At 62.8% G+C, this 17528-nt stretch carries 18 protein-coding genes and 1 pseudogene; 8 read left to right on the top strand and 11 right to left on the bottom strand.

Going from position 1 to position 17528, the window contains the following annotated elements; translation table 11 throughout:
* Both RWT78_RS09595 and RWT78_RS09600 read right to left on the bottom strand, forming a co-directional pair.
* Window positions 1-334: pseudogene (locus RWT78_RS09595) on the bottom strand (HNH endonuclease); the annotation flags it as partial.
* Between the two features lie 92 nt (window positions 335-426).
* Window positions 427-924: a helix-turn-helix domain-containing protein gene (locus RWT78_RS09600; RefSeq protein ID WP_003944415.1), complete on the bottom strand. Its 498-nt coding sequence runs from the start codon at window positions 922-924 to the stop codon at window positions 427-429.
* 58 nt (window positions 925-982) lie between these two features.
* Here RWT78_RS09600 and RWT78_RS09605 point away from each other — a divergent pair, with 58 nt between their 5' ends.
* Together RWT78_RS09605 and RWT78_RS09610 are read left to right on the top strand one after the other, a co-directional pair.
* On the top strand, window positions 983-2398 hold the full coding sequence (locus tag RWT78_RS09605) for an MFS transporter (RefSeq protein WP_314675475.1): 1416 nt from the start codon (window positions 983-985) through the stop codon (window positions 2396-2398).
* The gene (locus RWT78_RS09610; RefSeq protein WP_314675476.1) at window positions 2395-3564 is read left to right on the top strand and encodes a thiolase family protein; all 1170 of its coding nucleotides are present in this window, start codon (window positions 2395-2397) and stop codon (window positions 3562-3564) included. Before RWT78_RS09605 ends, RWT78_RS09610 begins: the two co-directional genes overlap by 4 nt.
* Window positions 3565-3592: 28 nt before the next feature.
* On the opposite strand, the gene RWT78_RS09615 is transcribed toward RWT78_RS09610, so the two are convergent.
* A complete protein-coding gene (locus tag RWT78_RS09615) occupies window positions 3593-4249 on the bottom strand; it encodes a methyltransferase domain-containing protein (RefSeq protein WP_314675477.1) in 657 nt (218 codons plus the stop codon).
* Between the two features lie 240 nt (window positions 4250-4489).
* Here RWT78_RS09615 and RWT78_RS09620 point away from each other — a divergent pair, with 240 nt between their 5' ends.
* Window positions 4490-5431: a DUF808 domain-containing protein gene (locus RWT78_RS09620; protein WP_007726787.1), complete on the top strand. Its 942-nt coding sequence runs from the start codon at window positions 4490-4492 to the stop codon at window positions 5429-5431.
* Here RWT78_RS09620 and RWT78_RS09625 read toward each other — a convergent pair.
* On the bottom strand, window positions 5428-6381 hold the full coding sequence (locus RWT78_RS09625; RefSeq protein WP_314675478.1) for a YafY family protein: 954 nt from the start codon (window positions 6379-6381) through the stop codon (window positions 5428-5430). The genes RWT78_RS09620 and RWT78_RS09625 overlap by 4 nt on opposite strands.
* Window positions 6382-6445: 64 nt before the next feature.
* On the opposite strand from RWT78_RS09625, the gene RWT78_RS09630 reads away from it, so the two are divergent.
* Window positions 6446-6910: a pyridoxamine 5'-phosphate oxidase family protein gene (locus tag RWT78_RS09630; RefSeq protein WP_047269507.1), complete on the top strand. Its 465-nt coding sequence runs from the start codon at window positions 6446-6448 to the stop codon at window positions 6908-6910.
* Here the strand turns inward: RWT78_RS09630 and RWT78_RS09635 are convergent.
* The 3 genes from RWT78_RS09635 to RWT78_RS09645 all read right to left on the bottom strand — a co-directional run bounded on the left by RWT78_RS09635 (window position 6900) and on the right by RWT78_RS09645 (window position 9469).
* Window positions 6900-7829: a cation diffusion facilitator family transporter gene (locus RWT78_RS09635; protein ID WP_314675479.1), complete on the bottom strand. Its 930-nt coding sequence runs from the start codon at window positions 7827-7829 to the stop codon at window positions 6900-6902. The two genes, RWT78_RS09630 and RWT78_RS09635, sit on opposite strands and share 11 nt — an antisense overlap.
* Window positions 7830-7920: 91 nt before the next feature.
* Entirely contained in the window at window positions 7921-9066 is a 1146-nt protein-coding gene (locus RWT78_RS09640) for an aromatic acid exporter family protein (RefSeq protein ID WP_003944297.1), read from the bottom strand.
* On the bottom strand, window positions 9053-9469 hold the full coding sequence (locus RWT78_RS09645; protein ID WP_003944361.1) for a DUF3151 domain-containing protein: 417 nt from the start codon (window positions 9467-9469) through the stop codon (window positions 9053-9055). Before RWT78_RS09645 ends, RWT78_RS09640 begins: the two co-directional genes overlap by 14 nt.
* A 125-nt stretch (window positions 9470-9594) precedes the next feature.
* Between RWT78_RS09645 and RWT78_RS09650 the strand changes: the two genes are divergently transcribed.
* The gene (locus tag RWT78_RS09650) at window positions 9595-10497 is read left to right on the top strand and encodes a nuclear transport factor 2 family protein (RefSeq protein WP_149357775.1); all 903 of its coding nucleotides are present in this window, start codon (window positions 9595-9597) and stop codon (window positions 10495-10497) included.
* Window positions 10498-10576: 79 nt separating this feature from the next.
* On the opposite strand, the gene fbaA is transcribed toward RWT78_RS09650, so the two are convergent.
* Window positions 10577-11614 carry a class II fructose-bisphosphate aldolase gene (gene fbaA / locus RWT78_RS09655; RefSeq protein WP_007726777.1) on the bottom strand — a complete coding sequence of 346 codons (1038 nt, stop codon included), beginning with the start codon at window positions 11612-11614 and terminating at the stop codon, window positions 10577-10579.
* 181 nt (window positions 11615-11795) lie between these two features.
* Between fbaA and RWT78_RS09660 the strand changes: the two genes are divergently transcribed.
* Both RWT78_RS09660 and RWT78_RS09665 read left to right on the top strand, forming a co-directional pair.
* The gene (locus tag RWT78_RS09660) at window positions 11796-12533 is read left to right on the top strand and encodes a VTT domain-containing protein (protein ID WP_277921643.1); all 738 of its coding nucleotides are present in this window, start codon (window positions 11796-11798) and stop codon (window positions 12531-12533) included.
* 29 nt (window positions 12534-12562) lie between these two features.
* Window positions 12563-13225, top strand: coding sequence for a DedA family protein (locus RWT78_RS09665; protein ID WP_003944306.1), 663 nt, complete (start codon window positions 12563-12565; stop codon window positions 13223-13225).
* A gap of 11 nt (window positions 13226-13236) precedes the next feature.
* Here RWT78_RS09665 and RWT78_RS09670 read toward each other — a convergent pair whose 3' ends face one another.
* Together RWT78_RS09670 and RWT78_RS09675 are read right to left on the bottom strand one after the other, a co-directional pair.
* The gene (locus RWT78_RS09670) at window positions 13237-14364 is read right to left on the bottom strand and encodes a GTP-binding protein (protein WP_003944416.1); all 1128 of its coding nucleotides are present in this window, start codon (window positions 14362-14364) and stop codon (window positions 13237-13239) included.
* Between the two features lie 44 nt (window positions 14365-14408).
* Window positions 14409-15761 (bottom strand): LLM class flavin-dependent oxidoreductase, encoded by a 1353-nt coding sequence (locus tag RWT78_RS09675; RefSeq protein WP_063314834.1) that lies wholly within the window; start codon window positions 15759-15761, stop codon window positions 14409-14411.
* A 91-nt stretch (window positions 15762-15852) separates the two neighbouring features.
* On the opposite strand from RWT78_RS09675, the gene RWT78_RS09680 reads away from it, so the two are divergent.
* Complete coding sequence (locus tag RWT78_RS09680) at window positions 15853-16851, top strand: GNAT family N-acetyltransferase (protein ID WP_308124360.1); 999 nt, start codon at window positions 15853-15855, stop codon at window positions 16849-16851.
* Here RWT78_RS09680 and RWT78_RS09685 read toward each other — a convergent pair.
* Window positions 16814-17521 carry an alpha/beta fold hydrolase gene (locus RWT78_RS09685; protein ID WP_054187134.1) on the bottom strand — a complete coding sequence of 236 codons (708 nt, stop codon included), beginning with the start codon at window positions 17519-17521 and terminating at the stop codon, window positions 16814-16816. The genes RWT78_RS09680 and RWT78_RS09685 overlap by 38 nt on opposite strands.
* Window positions 17522-17528: the final 7 nt, after the last annotated feature.

Here is a 17528-nt window from a genome sequence, read left to right on the forward strand (position 1 = left end):
TGTTCTTCGGCGGATGCTGACAAAACGACGCCACCTGCCGCGCCTTCAACGCATCAACATCACCGCGGTGAAACGCATCGCCCACCACGGGTTCGAGCATCAACAACCGCGCCAACCCGACCAACAGACTGCACTCACCGATCTCCAAATTCGTCGAACCATGCAACCACTGCGCGATCGCCCGAAAACCCTTCCCACCGAGAACCTCCCGGGAAAACATCTCCACGATCAACAACACCAACCGCGACTGCAACTCGTGCCGGACACGCACCAGATCCAGAACCTCACTCTTGAGGTCCTCACCATCCAGCTGCCACGCATCCCGACTGTCCATGCCCAAAGTCTAATCGAACACACTTTCGATAACCAGAGACAAACCGGACAACTTCAAGAAGACCCACACTCGAGATCTGTTGAGATGCATCGCTATTCGCGCAACCGCCGACGCGATTCATTGACAGAGACTCGCAACTCCCCCAAAGGCACTTCACGACCCGACTCACTGCGCACCTCGACGCGAACGCGCTCACCAGTAGCGTCGTCGGCCACCTCCAACGGTCCACCTTTTCCGCCGTGCAGATACTTGTCGCCCCACTGCATCAGCGCGAGAACCGCCGGCAGCAGGTCACGGCCCTTCTCGGTGAGCACATACTCGTGCCGCGTCCGCTTTCCAGGCTCCTTGTACGGCACACGCTCGAACAGTCCCGCCTCAGTGAGTTCTTTCAGCCTCGCCGACGCAACCGCCTCGGTGATGCCGACTCGCGACGCGAAGTCGTCGAAACGCGTTGTGCCGTAATAGGCCTCTCGCAGAATGAGCATCGCGGATCGAGTGCCGACCACTTCCATGGCCCGCCCGATCGAACAGTGCGTGGCCCGCCAGGCGTCGCGATCTTCGAGCACTCCGGTCAGTCGTACAGCGTCCATGCAATTCACCATACCCCCTGGCTTGCCATAACCATAGCCAGAGTCTAGATTGCTGACTATGGAACTTCATAGCCAGCCGGTGCGGACCGGACCCCTGCTCGCGATACTGTCGGGGGCGCCGTTTGTCGCCAGCCTCGATCTTTTTGTGGTCAACGTGGCCTTCGGCGACATCGCCAAGAGCTACCCGGGTCACTCGCTCGGCGAGTTCAGTTGGATCCTCAACAGCTACGCGATCGTCTACGCCGCACTGTTGATACCCCTCGGACGCTGGGCGGACAGGATCGGGCACAAGCGCGCCTTCATCGCCGGCCTCGCACTGTTCACCCTCGCCAGCGCCGCCTGTGCCTTCAGCCCGTCCTTGTGGGCACTGGTGGCCTTCCGTATCGTCCAGGCAGTCGGCGCCGCTGCGCTCACCCCGGCCAGCCTCGGGCTTCTGATCAATGCGCTTCCCGCCGCGAAACGTCAATCCGGCGTTCGCATCTGGGCAGCCGCCGGCGCTGCAGCAGCTGCATTCGGCCCTGTCGTGGGCGGCATCCTCGTAGAGGCCTCGTGGCGCTGGGTCTTCCTGATCAATGTTCCAGTGGGCATCGTGTTGCTCTACTTCGCAGTCCGACTCGTACCGGATACAACACACAAGGACCCCGATGCCGGTATCGACTTCGTCGGCGCTGCCCTCCTCACCGTCGGAATCGGCTCTCTCGCGCTGGCACTCGTCCAGGGTCCGGACTGGGGATGGACCGACAATCGCGTTCTGATCGCCTTCGCCGTGGCCACCGTGACACTACTCTCGTTCTGGTGGAGCAACTCTCGTCACCGGACTCCGTTGATTGCTCCGGATCTTCTGAAGATCCGCTCGTTTGCCTGGTCCAACGTCACCGCCATCCTGTTCAGCGCAGCATTCGCCGCGGGTCTTCTCTCGAACATCCTGTGGCTCCAGGAAGCCTGGGGATACTCGGCTCTGCGAACCGGTTTCGCCGTCTCACCGGGTCCGCTTCTCGTTCCGCTGTTCGCCATCGCCGGCGGATCGCTGACGCGCAGGTACTCGGCCGGACGCGTCGCCGCACTCGGCAGCCTTCTGTGGGCAGTCGGAACCGTACTCGTTCTCGTCTCGGTTGATACGACACCCAACTACGCGACCGGACTCCTACCAGGCTGGATCATCGCCGGGATCGGTGTCGGCCTTGCCCTGCCGACCATCCTGTCGCAGGCCACGGCGGATCTGGCACCTGCCAGATCGGCCACCGGTAGCGCAATCGTCAGCATGAGCCGACAGATCGGAACCGTTCTCGGCGTGAGCGTTCTGATCGCGGTTCTCGGCTCTGCTGTCGACTACGACACCTTCCGCCAGGCCTGGTGGGTGATCTTTGCCGTCGCGCTTGTGTCTGCCCTGGCATCACTGGGAATGACGCCTGCGACCACACCCACCCCGGTTGTCCCTGCTGAATCCGCCATCCCTGAAAGGAATTTGTCATGAGAGACGCAGTTATCGTCGAAGCCGTTCGCACTCCGATCGGCAAGGGAAAGGCGAACGGCGCCCTGCACGGCATCAACGCCGTCGACCTCCTCGCCCACAGCCTCAAGGCGGTAGTCGAACGCACTGGAATCGATGCAGCACTGATCGACGACGTCATCGGTGGAGCGGTAAGCCAAGTCGGTGAACAGAGCCAGAATGTCACTCGCACTGCCCTTCTCGCCGCAGGCTACCCTGAGTCGGTACCGGGAACCACCGTCGACCGACAGTGTGGAAGTAGCCAACAAGCAGTTCATTTTGCCGCTCAGGGCGTTATTGCCGGTGCGTACGACATCGTTGTCGCTGCCGGAGTCGAGTCGATGAGCCGAGTCCCTATGGGCTCGAGCAGCATCGGGCGCGAATCACTCGGCGCGGGTTTCGAAGAGCGCTATCCGGACGGTCTGGTACCGCAGGGCATCAGCGCCGAATTGATTGCCGCCAAGTGGGGACTGAGCCGTACCCAACTGGACGAGTTCTCGGCGTCAAGTCATCGAAAAGCCGCGCTGGCAACCGAAAGTGGCTACTTCACCAAGGAACTCGCCACTCTCCCGCAGCTCTCGATCGACGAAGCGATCCGCCCCGGCACCACTGTGGAGACCCTGGCCGGTCTGCGGACTGCTTTCGAATCCGACTACTACGCACAGCGATTCCCGCAGATCGACTGGTCCATCACCGCGGGAAACAGCAGCCCGCTTTCGGACGGCAGTTCGGCGGTGATGATCACGACCAGTGAGATCGCCGCGAAACTCGGCCTCACCCCGAAGGCACGGTTGCACAGCTTCGCCGTCGCCGGCGACGATCCGCTGTACATGCTCACCGCGGTCATCCCTGCTACCCAGAAGGTCCTGGCCCGCGCGGGGTTGACGGTCTCGGACATAGATCTGTTCGAGGTCAACGAGGCCTTTGCCCCAGTGGTCCTCTCGTGGGCAGCGGATACCGGCGTCGATCTGTCCAAGGTGAACGTCCACGGCGGCGCCATCGCACTCGGTCACCCGCTGGGCGGCAGTGGAACGCGGATCATGACCACCCTGGTCAATGCGATGGAACAGCGCGGCGCGCGCTACGGGCTCCAGACCATGTGTGAGGCAGGTGGGTTGGCCAACGCGACCATCCTGGAGCGCCTGGGCTGAGCAATCCCCGATGGACGGCATTCCGACATCAGTGACCGAGTGCCGTCCATTCGGGATCCGGCTTGCGCGCAACGACCCGAAACACGATTCCGCCCCGGCCGCTGCGCTGCACCTCGTCGATCAGGAAACCGGCGTTTTCGAGGTATTCAACCGGTTCACGGGTGAGATGATCGGCACCGAACCGAACGAAAAGCGGTTCGACGACCTTCATCAACGTACGAGCAACAACGTTCTTGCTCGGTCCGTGCTCGGCGAGGACGAATCGACCACCGGGTACCAGGACTCGAAATGCTTCGTTCGCAACTCGGTCCGGATCGGGGATCGTGCAAAAGGCGTAGGTCGAGACCAACGTGTCCACGCACTCGTCGGGAACATCGAGTGCTTGCACGTCTCCGAGTCGTAGGTCGACTTCGGTCTTCACTCCCTCGGAGACCTTGAGCCTGGCCTGATCGAGCATCGCAGTCGAGATGTCCACGCCGATGACGTAATCGACGTCTTCTCCGTAGAGAGGCAGGTTCAGTCCGGTACCCACGGCGATCTCGACCACGCGGCCATGCGCCTGGTCCACGGCCCATTTCCGGGCGTCACCGAGCACAAAGCGTTCGAAGCGCCCGATCTGTCGGTCGTAGTGCGCCGCCATTGCGTCGAAAGTCTTGGCGACCTGTGCAGTGTCTGGTTCACGCATAGTGCCCCGTTTCGATCGATCTTCTGTGCAGTCTTACACGCGGGCACCGGGTCGGGAAGACCTTTCGTGACGAAGGGCAACCGACCTCGCGAGGTCGTCCCTGACGGATGCCCCCGGTATCGTTCCAGGTGACCTGACCTCACCTACGACGATCATGGATAGAGACCTCGTGCGATCAAGTAACTGCGTCACCGGTTCGGTCCGGCCACCTTTTTCCACTGATTCCACTGGAGGTCTGTGATGGCCGGCGGACTCTTCGCCCTGCTCGACGACGTCGCAGCCCTGGCTCGCATGGCTGCCGCCTCGATCGACGACGTTGCCGCCGCAACCGGTAAGGCGACCGCCAAAGCGGCCGGCGTGGTGATCGACGACGCAGCCGTCACGCCGCAGTACGTCCGTGGGCTCGCAGCCGAACGCGAGTTGCCCATCATCAAGCGCATCGCCATCGGATCGCTGCGCAACAAGCTGCTGATCATCCTTCCGATCGCTCTGCTGCTGAGTCAGTTCCTCCCCTGGCTGCTGACGCCACTGTTGATGGTCGGCGGCTGTTACCTCAGCTACGAAGCGGTTCACAAGATCTGGGGTGCAATCTTCGGCCACGGTGACCACCACGAGGCCGCCGACGAGCATCCTCGCGACGAAGAAGCAGTGGTTTCGGGCGCCGTCCGCACCGACCTGATCCTGTCCGCCGAGATCATGGTGATCGCACTCAACACCATCGCAGGCGAAGGTTTCTGGAGCCGGTTGGTGATCCTTGCCGTCGTGGCGGTCGTCATCACCGTGGTCGTCTACGGCGTCGTCGGACTGATCGTGAAGATGGACGACATCGGATTGAAGATCGCCGAGACGTCGTCTGGCTTCACCCACAAGGTCGGCCGAGGCCTCGTTCGCGGCATGCCTCACGTGATGTCAGTGCTCTCGGTCGTGGGTACCGCCGCGATGCTGTGGGTCGGTGGCCACATCCTGTTGGTCGGCATCGACGAACTGGGCTTCCACCCGCTCTACGACGCCGTTCATCACGGCGAAGAAGCAGTCAGTGACATCGCCGGAGTCGGTGGCGTGCTGGCGTGGATCGTCAACACACTTGCCTCGGCAGCACTGGGCCTGGTGGTTGGCGCCGTTATCGTCGCCGCTCAACTGGGTATCACCCGCATGCTCGCAAAGCGTTCTGCGACGGCTTAGCTGTCGTGCCCGTGGCGGAGCACCATCTGCTCCGCCACGGTGCGTATCCCTTCACGCAAAGACGAGGGTTCGAGCACCTCGACGTCGGCTCCCAGCCCGATCAACTGCGAGAGCGCGACAGCTTCGCTCTCGAGTTTCAGCTCGGCACTGACCCATCCGTCGTTGTCCTCTGGCCCCACTTCGACGGCAGCGGCAAGCTCGCCCACCACATCGGGGAGCCGGCGCCTGCCCTCTGGTGACAACCGAACGCGACACTCGAAGCGAAGCAGCGACCGGTCGAACTCGGCCATCGACGCCGCCCACCACGACGGCAGGTCGAAATCCACCGGCCGAGTGAACGAATCATCTTCTACCACGGCATTTTTGATGCGCCCGACTCGAAACGACAGCGTTCGACCGTTCATCCCCGCCACCAGATACCAAACACCGGCTTTGATGACCAGACCCAGCGGTTCGACCGTCCGCTCGCGATCGCGATAGACGAAGCGCAGTCGACGCGAGTCCAGCACAGCGGATGTGACGATCGGAAGCGCAGAGATGTCGTCGACGCCGCCGAACCAACCCGGAACGTCCACGAGAATGCGGTCCTGCCACAGTCGTGCACTCTCGCGCAGGGGACCGGGCAGGGAGCGGAGCAGTTTGGCCCCCGCCGAACCGACGGCGTCGGATCGCCCGAGATCTGCAGCAATGGACGGCACACCCAACAGCATGAGTGCGGACGTCTCGTCGTCCGTCATGCCGGACAACTTGGACTGCCATCCGTCGAGCAGACGGATGCCACCACCAGGGCCGCTCTCGGTCCAGATCGGCACACCGGCACCCGACAACGAGGCCACGTCGCGGTAGATCGTCCGCACTGACACACCGAACTCGTCGGCCAACTGCTCGGCGACGACGCCGCGACTCCCCTGCAAACGCAGCATGAGTTGGAGTAACCGCGCGGATCTCATGGACCGAACATTACCGAGAATCACTGACAGAAGTTGTCAGGAATAGGGGTGCACAATGACCGTCATGGTCACCTGGAAGCAGTTCTCCGAAGAAGTACCCGCTCTTGCCGACGCGGTCCAAGCACGATTCAAAGCCCACAAGCATCACGTCCTCGCAACGCTGCGCAAGGACGGTTCACCACGGGTCAGCGGCACCGAAGTCGAAATCCTCGACGGGCGTCTGGTGCTCGGTTCGATGTTCGGCGCACTCAAGGCGAAGGACCTCATCCGTGACGGGCGCTACGCCCTCCACAGCAATCCCGGCGAGCACACCATGGAGGGCGGTGACGCGAAGATCGCCGGACTCGCACGCGAGGTGACCGGCGACGAGTTCGAAGCCGTGCTCGCAAGCTACACCTACGAAGTTCCGAAGCCTCTGCACCTCTTTGTCCTCGACATCGACGAGGTGGTGCACACGACTGTCGACGACGAACACATGTATGTCGACCTCTGGAAGCCGGGCAAAGATATCACCCGCTTCACCAAGTGACGTTCTTCTCGCAGTGCTCTCCGTTGGCACACGATTCCACCTGGACGGTGGCGTGGGAAAGACCGTGACTCTCGAGGACGGTGCGCGCGGATTCCAGAACGTTCGACGAATTCGCGTCACTGGTCAGGTGGACCGTGGCGACATCCATGCCGGTGGTGAGAGTCCAGACATGTAGGTCGTGGACACCCATCACGCTCGGCAGCGCGGCCAGGTCGGCCTCGACCGCTTCGACGTCGACGTCGGCCGGCGAAGCCTGCGTCAGAATGCGCAGCGATGCTGCGGCCAGTTTGATCGCGCGCGGCACCACCCAGAGCGAGATGAGAACACCGACGACGACGTCCGCCCACGACCCGTTGAACAGCAGGACAAGGCCACCGGCGATCAGAACGCCGACGCTACCGACGGCGTCGGCACGCACCTCGAGGTAGGCGCCACGCACGGCCAGGCTGTCCTTGGAATCGCCGCGCAGCATCAGCATCACGACGATGTTCGCGGCCAGGCCGGCGGCCGCCGTGATGATCAGGGCGCCGCCCGGGATCTCGGGTTCGTTACCGATGCGGCCGATTGCCTCGTAGAAGACCCAGGCGGCGACGGCCAGCAGCATCACCGCATTGGCCATGGCGGTCAGCACTTCGGCGCGGTGCCAACCGAAGGTCCTGGCCGCGGTGGTGCTACCCCTCTTCGCGAGCAGCAGCGCCGTCAGTCCCATGGCCATACCCACCACGTCTGTGAGCATGTGACCGGCGTCGGCAAGCAGAGCCAACGAGTTGATCAGGATGCCGACCGTGGCCTCGAGCACGAGGAACGCAACGAGGATCGCAAGCGCGATCGCCATTTTTCTGATGCGCTGCGGTGACGGTCCTACGCCGACCGAATCTGCTGCCGAGTGGCCATGTGAATGACCGTGCCCTGCTCCCATTTGTCCTGTTCCCTCCCAAGTCCTTCTCAGAGCATATGCATACATTCGCATACATACAATGAGTTGCTCAGTGAGCGGGAAACGGCAGAGGTCAGTGATCCGGCTCGTAGGCGGGATGAGGCACGGTGGGCGGCAGAGTGGCGATCGACGAGATTCGCTTCATGCCCGCGACCTGCAACAGGTCGACGACCAGCGATCGAATCTGGGCGAACACCACCGTCGAGGACAGGCCCGCGTTCTCCACTATCGCCGGTTTCAGTTCCTTCGCCACCGAGCGCAGGACGCGCGCTGCTTCGGCCTGATCAGGCTGCTCCCCCGGCTCCGCCAGGATCATGTCCTCGAGAACTTCGACGGCTTTCGACAAGCGCTCGACCTGCGCCACCAGACGCGGATCGAGGATCTCGTCGTCCCTTACCAACGTCAACGAACGACGCGCGAGCACTCGAATGTTGCGCATCGCGTTGTCGATGGGATCGGCTGTCGCCATGAGCCTTTCGAGGCGAGGCCGACTGTTCCAGTACAGCGGGGAGATTCGGCTGATCTCTCTCCCGCCGAGAAGGTTACTGCGCAACCCGTCGATGGCACCCTGAGTTGCGCGCGCCTTCTGCAGTGCCTTCACGATCGGGTCCGGGTCATTCGCGACGAGGCCGTCTGCCACCAATTGCAGTACCTCGGACGCTGTTCCGAGGATCGATGCAGCATCCTTGCGTGCCCGTCGTACCGGGTGGGTGGGGATGATCGCGACCACCGCGATACCCACCAGACCACCGACAAGGGCGTCGATCATGCGATCGGGACCGCCGCTGCCGCCCGGCGGGATCAGCGTCGCCACCAGCACAGCCGAGTTTCCCGCCTGCATGGAGAAGATCGGCCCGCTGTTGAGAAGCACCGCGACGGACATCGCCAGCACGACAACCAAACTGATCTGCCACGGTCCGCTCCCGATACCGGAGATGATCAGATCACCGATTCCGATACCGACCGTGACTCCCGCAACCAACTCGAACGAACGTCGTAGTCGGGCGCCCAACGACAGACCGAGCGAGACCACGGCGGCAATCGGCGCGAAGAACGGCGCATGGTGCCCGATCACCGTGGTGGCAACCCACCACGCCAATCCGGCCGCCAAGGCACATTGAATGATCGGTAGCGCCGACGTCTGAAGCCGACGCACCGATTTGCGAGCCCGGTCCTTGATACCGGCCCGGCTCGGACGGAAACTGCTAACCGAGGCCAAGCGCTTCGGCGGCGTTGGGATCGCAGTCTTCGAGCAGATCGAGGCAACGCGCGTACTCGTCGGCCTCACCGATCGTCTTCGCGGCCTTGGCCAAGACAGCGACGCAACGGAGGAATCCGCGGTTCGGTTCATGGCTGTAGGGCACAGGACCGAAACCCTTCCAACCATTACGACGCAGTTGGTCGAGTCCGCGGTGGTAGCCGGTACGCGCGTAGGCGTAGGCAGTGATGGTTTCGCCCTTGTCCAGGGCAGCCTCGGCGAGGTAGGCCCACGCGATGGAGGCAGTGGGATGGTCGGCCGCGACCTGGGCCGGGTCAGCGTGGTTGAGCAGTGCCGATTCCGCCTCGTCGTCGCCGGGAAGCAGAGTGGGCTTGGGTCCGAGCAGGTCACCGAATTGGGTCATGCGCTCATTGTGCCCGCTACGCCTTTCTGCCACAGGACCGCCTCGCCGACGGTCGGAGTTATGCCCGGTACATACCGGTCGTTACCCTGACATGGTCATTGCCGCATAAGACCGAAGGGTTACCCGTGCCGGACTCGAAAGACGACAACTCGAAAAAGAGCGCAGCACCGAAGGGTGCGCCCGAGAAGTCGGCCCCGACCGAACCTGCGACTGTGGCGATCCAGAAGACAGACAAGGCCTCGAAAGCGGACGGCGACGCCAAAGCTGCCAGCGCACCAACCGTCGCGATCCCCAAGGCAACTCAGGCACCCACAGCAGCACCGACACCCCAGCCCAAGCCGGAGCCCGCCACCGTCGCGATTCCGAAAGCCGCGCAGCCGACACCACCACCCCGGCAGGCTCCGACCCCACCACCACCGCAGCGCGCTGCGCCTCAACCACCGCAGCGCGCTGCGCCTCAACCACCGCAGCGCGCTGCGCCTCAACCGCAGCAGCGCGCCGCGCCTCAACGTGTGGGTGTCGCAGCGACCCCACCGCCGGCTCAGCCGATGCCGACTCGCATCGAGCCCGCCGCGCCGGAGAAGACCAAGCGCAGCGGCAAGGGCTGGTACATCGCGGCAGCAGCGGCCGGCGTCGCCGTCCTCGCGGCGATCGGCGTCGCCGTATTCGTCTCGTCCAACAGCGGTAGCGGTGAAAGCTCACCCGAAGCTCAGGTCCAGACCGCCATCTCGACGTATGTCGACGCTCTGCAGACCGGCGATCTGGCAACGCTGCGAACGTCGACCTGTGGCGCGTTGGGCGAGTACTACCGCACCATTCCCGACGCAGCGTTCGCGCAGGTCCACGACAATGCCGTCGCGCAGAAGACGATCCCGCAGGTCGGAGCCGTCGACGCGGTGCGCATCACCGACGACACCGCGATCGCTCAGGTCCAGGCAAGTTTGCCGAGCACGGGCGAGCAGTCGTGGCGAACGTTCGACCTCGAGCGCCAGGACGGCACGTGGAAGGTCTGCGATCCCAGCAAGTAGGTACCTGAACAGAAAATGCGCGCCGGCGAGAATTTCGCCGGCGCGCATTTTGTTCTGTGAAGCGCAGTTGTGAAACCGATCAGCCTGCCGACACCGAGCGTCCGGCCGACTTCAGGTCGTTGCACGCCTCGACGACGCGAGCCGTCATGCCGGCTTCGGCCTTCTTGAGGTAGCTGCGCGGGTCGTATGCCTTCTTGTTTCCGACCTCGCCGTCGACCTTGAGGACGCCGTCGTAGTTGGTGAAGAAGTGTCCGGCGATCGGACGGGAGAACGCGTACTGGGTGTCGGTGTCGACGTTCATCTTGACGACGCCGAAGTTCAGCGAGTCCTCGATCTCCGACTTCAACGATCCCGATCCACCGTGGAAGACGAAGTCGAAGGGCTGCGAACCGGAAGCCAGACCGAGCTTGGCAGCGGCGACCTTCTGGCCCTCTTCGAGAACCTCGGGCTTGAGCTTGACGTTGCCCGGCTTGTAGACGCCGTGGACGTTGCCGAAGGTGGCGGCAAGGAGGTACTTGCCCTGTTCGCCGATGCCCAGAGCATCGACCGTCTTCTCGAAGTCTTCGCTCGAGGTGTAGAGCTTGTCGTTGATCTCGGCTTCGACGCCGTCTTCTTCGCCGCCGACGACACCGATCTCGACCTCGAGGATGATGCGTGCAGCCTTCGAGAGGGCGAGCAGTTCCTTGGCGATGGCCAGGTTCTCGTCGATCGGGATAGCCGAGCCGTCCCACATGTGCGACTGGAACAGCGGGTTACGACCGGCGTCGACGCGCTCCTGCGAGATCGCGAGCAGCGGACGCACGTAGGTGTCCAGCTTGTCCTTCGGGCAGTGATCGGTGTGCAGCGCGATGGTGACGTCGTACTTTGCCGCGATCACGTGTGCGAACTCGGCGAGCGCAACAGCGCCGGTGACCATGTCCTTGACGCCCAAACCGGAACCGAACTCGGCGCCGCCCGTCGAGAACTGGATGATGCCGTCACTGCCGGCGTCCGCGAAGCCCTTGATGGCTGCGTTGATGGATTCGGAGCCGACACAGTTGATGGCGGGGAAGGCAAAGGAATGCTCCTTGGCCCGACCAAGCATCTCGGCATAGACCTCGGGAGTTGCGATAGGCACGGCGGGAGTCCTCCATATACGTGTCGTTCGGAGCGCTCGGCGATGTGAAAGCGCTTCGTGTGGTCCTAGCAGTATGGCAAGTCCGACTCGTCACGTCTCTTTGCGGTCTCGGCCTGCCGCCACCGACGCGATGACCTGCGGTGGTGGGAAACACTCAGATTCGGCCGGTACTCTGGCCACCGTGAATGTGCAGGCAGCAACTGAATCCGTGACGAACCTGGCCTTGCTGCCCGGCTTCCTCGATCCCGTGAACCTCTTGAATTCCTTCGGAACGTGGGTTCTGGTGGGATTGCTTCTGGTGGTCTTCATCGAATCAGGCCTGCTGTTTCCGCTCTTGCCCGGCGATTCGCTCCTCTTCACCGCAGGGCTGATCGCGGCGTCCAAGTCCACCGAGATCGAACCGTTCGCGCCACTGTGGGTGCTCCTGGTGACGATTCCGATCGCCGCGATTCTGGGTGACCAAGTCGGGTTCTACATCGGCACCAAGGGCGGAACTGCCCTGTTCAAGACGGACGACGCGCGGTTCTTCAAGAAGAAGTACATCGACGAGTCACACGCCTTCTTCGAAAAGCACGGCCCGATCACCATTATCCTGGCTCGGTTCGTGCCGATCGTGCGTACTTTTGCTCCGGTTGTCGCCGGCGCTTCGAAGATGAAGTACTCACTGTTCCTGACGTACAACATCGTCGGCGGCATCCTGTGGGGTGCCGGCGTGACTTTGCTCGGCTACCTCCTGGGGCAGATCGAATTCATCCGCGACAATGTCGACTACATCTTCATCTTGATCGTCCTGGTGTCGGTTCTGCCGATCGTCTTCGAAATCGGGAAGCGAATTCTGGCGTCGAGACGTGGTGAAACGGCGAATACTTCCACTACGGACAATTCGACGGTGACAGTCCCCGAAGACCCCACCCCCTGATTGCAGAACGAGGCGAAGAACTGACGACGATGACGCTCGCATCCGGCAGTTTCTCCCCGCTCGAGACTGCCGGGCCTCTGTTGGTCTGGATCATCGTCGTCACGTTCGTCTTCATCGAGTGCGCGATCATCCTCGGGTTGTTTCTCCCCGGTGATTCGCTTCTGATCACAGCCGGAATCGTTCTTGCCGGCCACGAATCCGGCGCGGGCCACGTGTGGGCGTTGTCTGTCGGTGCGATGATCGCGGCCATTGCCGGCAACCAGGTCGGGTACGTCATCGGCCACCGGACCGGCAATCACATCAAAGCCCGTAAGGGCGGCAAGTACTTCACCGAGAAGAACCTGCACCGCGTGAACATCCTGTTGGAAAAACACGGGTTCTGGGCGGTCCTGATTGCTCGCTGGGTTCCGTGGGTGCGCACCCTGTGCCCGATGGTCGCGGGCGCAGCCAAGATGAACCACACGCGCTACACCATCGCGAGCACCATCGGCGCGATCATCTGGGCGCCCGTGCTCCTGCTACTCGGTTTCTACGGTGGCTCGTTCCTCGATCGCGTGCCATGGTTGCTGCCCGCCGTGCTGATCGTGATGATGGTCAGCTTGGTCATCGGTACTGCGCTGGGAATCTGGCAGTACCGCAAGGAGATGGCCCGACCGGCCGAAGACGTCGAGGTCGAAGAAGTCCTCGACTAGAAGCTGTCTGCTCAGTGCAGGTGGCTCTGGTCCCACGCCGGAAGCGGGTCCTCGTAGCGAGTCCAGGCCCGCGGACCTTCGCGTAGTTCGTCGTCGGTCAGCAGAGCCGGATCGAGGATTCGTGATGGCGCCGCCGGGTCGAGTTTCACTCCGATGAACACGATCTCCTGCCCTGGCACCTCCGCTGCCGACGCCCACAGTTGCGCCGGTTCGATGACGAGGTTGGGGCCTGCCTGCGACCAGATCGCGGCGAACTCGGGCCGACTGGCGATCCAGCAGAAGCCTTTGCTTCGCAAGAGTCCCGCGAACTGACCGAGCGCAGCCTCGAGTCGCGCCGGATGAAAGGGTCGCGAGGCTCGATACGTGACGCTGCGTATTCCGTATTCCTCGGTTTCCGGGGTGTGCCCGCCGGCCAGCTCCTCGTCCCAACCGGGTACTTGCGCAGCCAGTTCCGGGTTGTAGAGACCGGTTTCGAGGACGCGATCGAGGGTGACTTTTCCGTGGTCGGTCCGAATCAGCTGAGCAGTGGGGTTGAGCCTTCGAAGCGTCGCCTCGACGGTTCCCGCCGCCCGCGGGCTCACCAGGTCGGTTTTGTTCAGCAAGATGACGTCGGCGAACTCCACCTGATCGACCAGGAGATCGGAGATGCTGCGTCCGTCCCCCTCCCCGGCTTCGAGGTTGCGCTCGTCCAGTCGTTCGCCTTTTGCCAGTTCGCCGAGGAAGGTCGACGCGTCCACCACGGTCACCATGGTGTCGAGCTTCGCGAGCGAGCCGAGGCTGAATCCGTCCTCGAATTCCCAGTCGAAGGTGGCCGCCACCGGCATCGGTTCGGAGATGCCGGTGGACTCGATCACCAACTGATCGAACCGTCCTTCTCGCGCGAGAGCGCCGACGGCGTCGATCAGATCCTCACGCAGCGTGCAGCAGATGCATCCGTTGGTCAGCTCGACCAACTTCTCTTCCGTGCGGTCGAGATGACCCTGGCCCGCGACGAGGGCCGCGTCGATGTTGATCTCGCTCATGTCGTTGACGATGACGGCGACCCTCCGGCCATCGCGATTGGCGAGAATGTGGTTGAGGAGTGTGGTCTTGCCTGCGCCCAGAAATCCGGACAGCACGGTTACCGGTAGCTGCTTCATTCCTTAATGGTAACCATTGTCATTATCGACAACAGCGGGCGGGCCTACTGCACTGCAGAGGCACTACCCGAGAACTGGCTCTCGGGCCTCGGCAAACCGAAATGATCACGAAGGGTCGTACCCGAGTATTCGGTCCGGAAAAGACCGCGATCCTGCAGGATCGGGACCACACGCTCGGTGAAGATCTCGAGTCCACCCGGGTAGTACGGCGGCATGACGTTGAAGCCGTCAGCAGCACCGCTGGTGAACCATTCCTCGATCGTGTCAGCCACCTGCTCGGCGGTTCCAGCAAACACCCGGTGTCCGCGCGCACCCGCCAAACGATGAAGCAGTCCCCGAACCGTCGGACGCTCACGCTCGACTATGCCGGCGATCACCTGCAATCTGCTTTGCTTGTTGTCGGTGACATCACCTGCCGCCGCGAACAATTCGACAGGAACCGGTGCATCCAGTTCCAGATTCCGAACATCGGTCCCGGTGAGTGCACCGAGTTGCGCGAGCCCGTACTCCGGCGAAGTCAACTCGTTGAATTCTCGCTCGAGCGCCTTGGCTTGTTCCTCGGTGTCACCGATGAACGGGCTGATTCCGGGCAGGATCTTGACATGATCGGGGTTGCGCCCGAACTGAGCAGCCCTCGACTTGATGTCGGTGTAGAACGCCTGCGCATCGGAAAGTCTCTGGTGCGCTGTGAAAATCGCCTCCGCATACTGACCGGCAAACGCGCGACCGTCGTTGGACGCCCCGGCCTGCACCAGCACCGGGTATCCCTGCGGCGTTCGCGGTGCGTTGAACGGTCCCCGCACCCGAAGATGCCGGCCGACGTAGTTGATCTCGTGAATCTTGTTTCTGTCCGCGTAGATTCCGTTCTCCCGGTCCAGACTGATCGCGTCGTCCTCCCAGCTGTCCCACAACCGCACCACCGCGTCGACGAATTCCCTTGCACGCGAATACCGGTCGCCGTGGTCCGGATGCTTGGCCAGCCCGAAGTTCGCGGCAGCCAGATCCGTACCCGTGGTGACGATGTTCCACCCAGCACGTCCGTTCGAGATGTGGTCGAGCGAGGCGAACAGCCGAGCCAGGTTGTACGGCTCGTAGTACGTGGTCGACGCCGTCGCGATCAATCCGATCCGCTCGGTTGCCACTGCAATGGCCGTCAACAAGGTGATCGGCTCCAATGTCCCTGCGGGACCGTGCTCGACGTCGCTGCGCAACGCGGGACCGTCGGCGAAGAAGATTCCGTCGAACTTCGCCGCCTCAGCAGTGCGAGCGATCTCCTGGAAATACGTGACGTCGAACAGACGTTCCGGGGTTGTCCACGGATGACGCCACGCCGCTTCGTGATGACCGGCGGGGTGGATGAACGCGTTGAGGCTCAGTTGGCGCGGAGAATCAGACATGCCTGAATGCTGGCAACTGCCGCCGCAGTCCGACAGGGTTAGGGTTCGCGTGATTCCAACTCAGGATGGGCAGGTCGGTATCGTCACATGGGTGAGCCGCGTAGTTGTAGCCGAGTTCGTACCGTCCGGAGCGACAGCAACTGTTCTTCATCAGTGGTGTGAGGTGTTCGCCGAAGGCCAACGTCACCTGTCCGGGACTGCGCCGACAGCGACTGCGCTGATGGAAATGATCGAGGCCGAAAACAATTCGGCCGATGTACGGCGTTGGATTGCACGCGACGCCGGCACCGACGAGGTCCTCGGCATCGCCCAGGCACGACGCAACTCGGCCGAAGCCGATCTCGCAGAGTTTCGGATGTACGTGACACCCCACGCGCAGCGACGAGGGGTGGGACGAGCGCTTGCCGAACTCGTCGAGATCGACATCGCCGGGTTCGGCGTGCGAAGAATCAGAGTGACGGCGCTCGTCGGAAGCGCAGCCGAGCATTTCCTGCGATCGTTCGACGGTCACCGCGTGTTGCTTCGGTTGGCCAACCAGGTCCAGCACCTCAGTGCTCCCACCGCACACAGCGCTCGCCCCGGCTATCGAATCGTCAGTTGGCGCAACCGAACCCCGGACGGGCTGATCCACTCCTTCTCGGAGGCTTTGAACCGACTCCTCGACGCGCCGGGCGCTGAACTGCAGGTGCCCGAACGCAATTGGGGAGCCGACGAGGTCAGATCGTGGGAACAGAAGATGACGGGTGGCTCTCAAGTCCTCCTGGTGTGCTGCGCGGTCGACGACAGCGTCGGCGAAGTAGCCGCAGCGACAGTGGTGACGGTGGACGAACATGACAGCACCCACGCATCGCAGCACGACACCGTGGTACTTCCCCAGCACCGCGGGCACGGTCTCGCTCAGTGGGTCAAGGAGCAACAAGCGTCTGTATTGGCAGATGAATTTCCCTCCCTGCGAAAGATTTACACAACGGTGAACGCGGAGAATCACCCGATGCTGACCGTCAATCGGAGCCTGGGATACCAGACCGTCGCGGAGCGGATCCTGGTGGAAATCAGGAGAGCCGAGAGTGCGCCGCACAAGCCTCGGTGACGATCTTCCTCCACAGGAGCGGGTGAGACTGCCAGAAGTTGTGCGCGACACCGTCGACGACCTCGAAACTACCGTTAGGCACGAGCTCGGCCAGTTGCTGCAACGGCCACGACGGGCGAATGTCGTCGGCCGCCGCGAGAAATGTCATGGGCACTGGTGAGTCGGCCAACTGCCGAAACAGCTGTGGTTCATGGATCCATTCGATGAACGATTCTTGAAGCGATTGCCAGACAACAGGTTCCCAAGGTATCTGCGGGTCCGGCTCGATTCCCGCTTCGTACTGCTTCGACCATGTCCGGTCCTTGTGGAGGCCGTGCCCCGCGATGCCGACGACGCCGGACACCGATTCCGGACAGTCGAGTGCGTACCGCACCGCCAAGTCGGATCCCCACGAGTGCCCCAGCACGACCCAGCTGTCGATCTCGAACGTGCGTCGGACGAGTTCGAGGTCCGCAACGGCCTGCGCCATCGTATGAGCGCCGCCACCGGACCGGCCGACTCCGCGCGGCTCAGGGCACCACGCGCGCATTCCTTCCGGAACCAGCTCGTCGTGAGCAAGATAGTGAACGCATCCCGGGCCGCCGGAGAGAACCAGAACGTCCGCCCCTGCCCCACCGACATCGACGTGAAGACGTACGCCGTCCGTGTCGACCACGTGCCGGGATTCCATGAGGAAA

Source organism: uncultured Rhodococcus sp. (genome assembly GCF_963525155.1).
Lineage (GTDB): Bacteria > Actinomycetota > Actinomycetes > Mycobacteriales > Mycobacteriaceae > Rhodococcus_F > Rhodococcus_F qingshengii.

What these genes read in the sequence shown, in the direction of transcription:
- RWT78_RS09625 (WP_314675478.1), bottom strand. Translation starts at nt 6,381, where the DNA reads ATGAGATCCGCGCGGTTACTCCAACTCATGCTGCGTTTGCAGGGGAGT.
- RWT78_RS09600 (WP_003944415.1), bottom strand. Translation starts at nt 924, where the DNA reads ATGGACGCTGTACGACTGACCGGAGTGCTCGAAGATCGCGACGCCTGG.
- RWT78_RS09615 (WP_314675477.1), bottom strand. Translation starts at nt 4,249, where the DNA reads ATGCGTGAACCAGACACTGCACAGGTCGCCAAGACTTTCGACGCAATG.
- RWT78_RS09620 (WP_007726787.1), top strand. Translation starts at nt 4,490, where the DNA reads ATGGCCGGCGGACTCTTCGCCCTGCTCGACGACGTCGCAGCCCTGGCT.
- RWT78_RS09605 (WP_314675475.1), top strand. Translation starts at nt 983, where the DNA reads ATGGAACTTCATAGCCAGCCGGTGCGGACCGGACCCCTGCTCGCGATA.
- RWT78_RS09675 (WP_063314834.1), bottom strand. Translation starts at nt 15,761, where the DNA reads ATGTCTGATTCTCCGCGCCAACTGAGCCTCAACGCGTTCATCCACCCC.
- RWT78_RS09670 (WP_003944416.1), bottom strand. Translation starts at nt 14,364, where the DNA reads ATGAAGCAGCTACCGGTAACCGTGCTGTCCGGATTTCTGGGCGCAGGC.
- RWT78_RS09645 (WP_003944361.1), bottom strand. Translation starts at nt 9,469, where the DNA reads ATGACCCAATTCGGTGACCTGCTCGGACCCAAGCCCACTCTGCTTCCC.
- RWT78_RS09665 (WP_003944306.1), top strand. Translation starts at nt 12,563, where the DNA reads ATGACGCTCGCATCCGGCAGTTTCTCCCCGCTCGAGACTGCCGGGCCT.
- RWT78_RS09610 (WP_314675476.1), top strand. Translation starts at nt 2,395, where the DNA reads ATGAGAGACGCAGTTATCGTCGAAGCCGTTCGCACTCCGATCGGCAAG.
- RWT78_RS09635 (WP_314675479.1), bottom strand. Translation starts at nt 7,829, where the DNA reads ATGGGAGCAGGGCACGGTCATTCACATGGCCACTCGGCAGCAGATTCG.
- RWT78_RS09630 (WP_047269507.1), top strand. Translation starts at nt 6,446, where the DNA reads ATGGTCACCTGGAAGCAGTTCTCCGAAGAAGTACCCGCTCTTGCCGAC.
- RWT78_RS09685 (WP_054187134.1), bottom strand. Translation starts at nt 17,521, where the DNA reads ATGGAATCCCGGCACGTGGTCGACACGGACGGCGTACGTCTTCACGTC.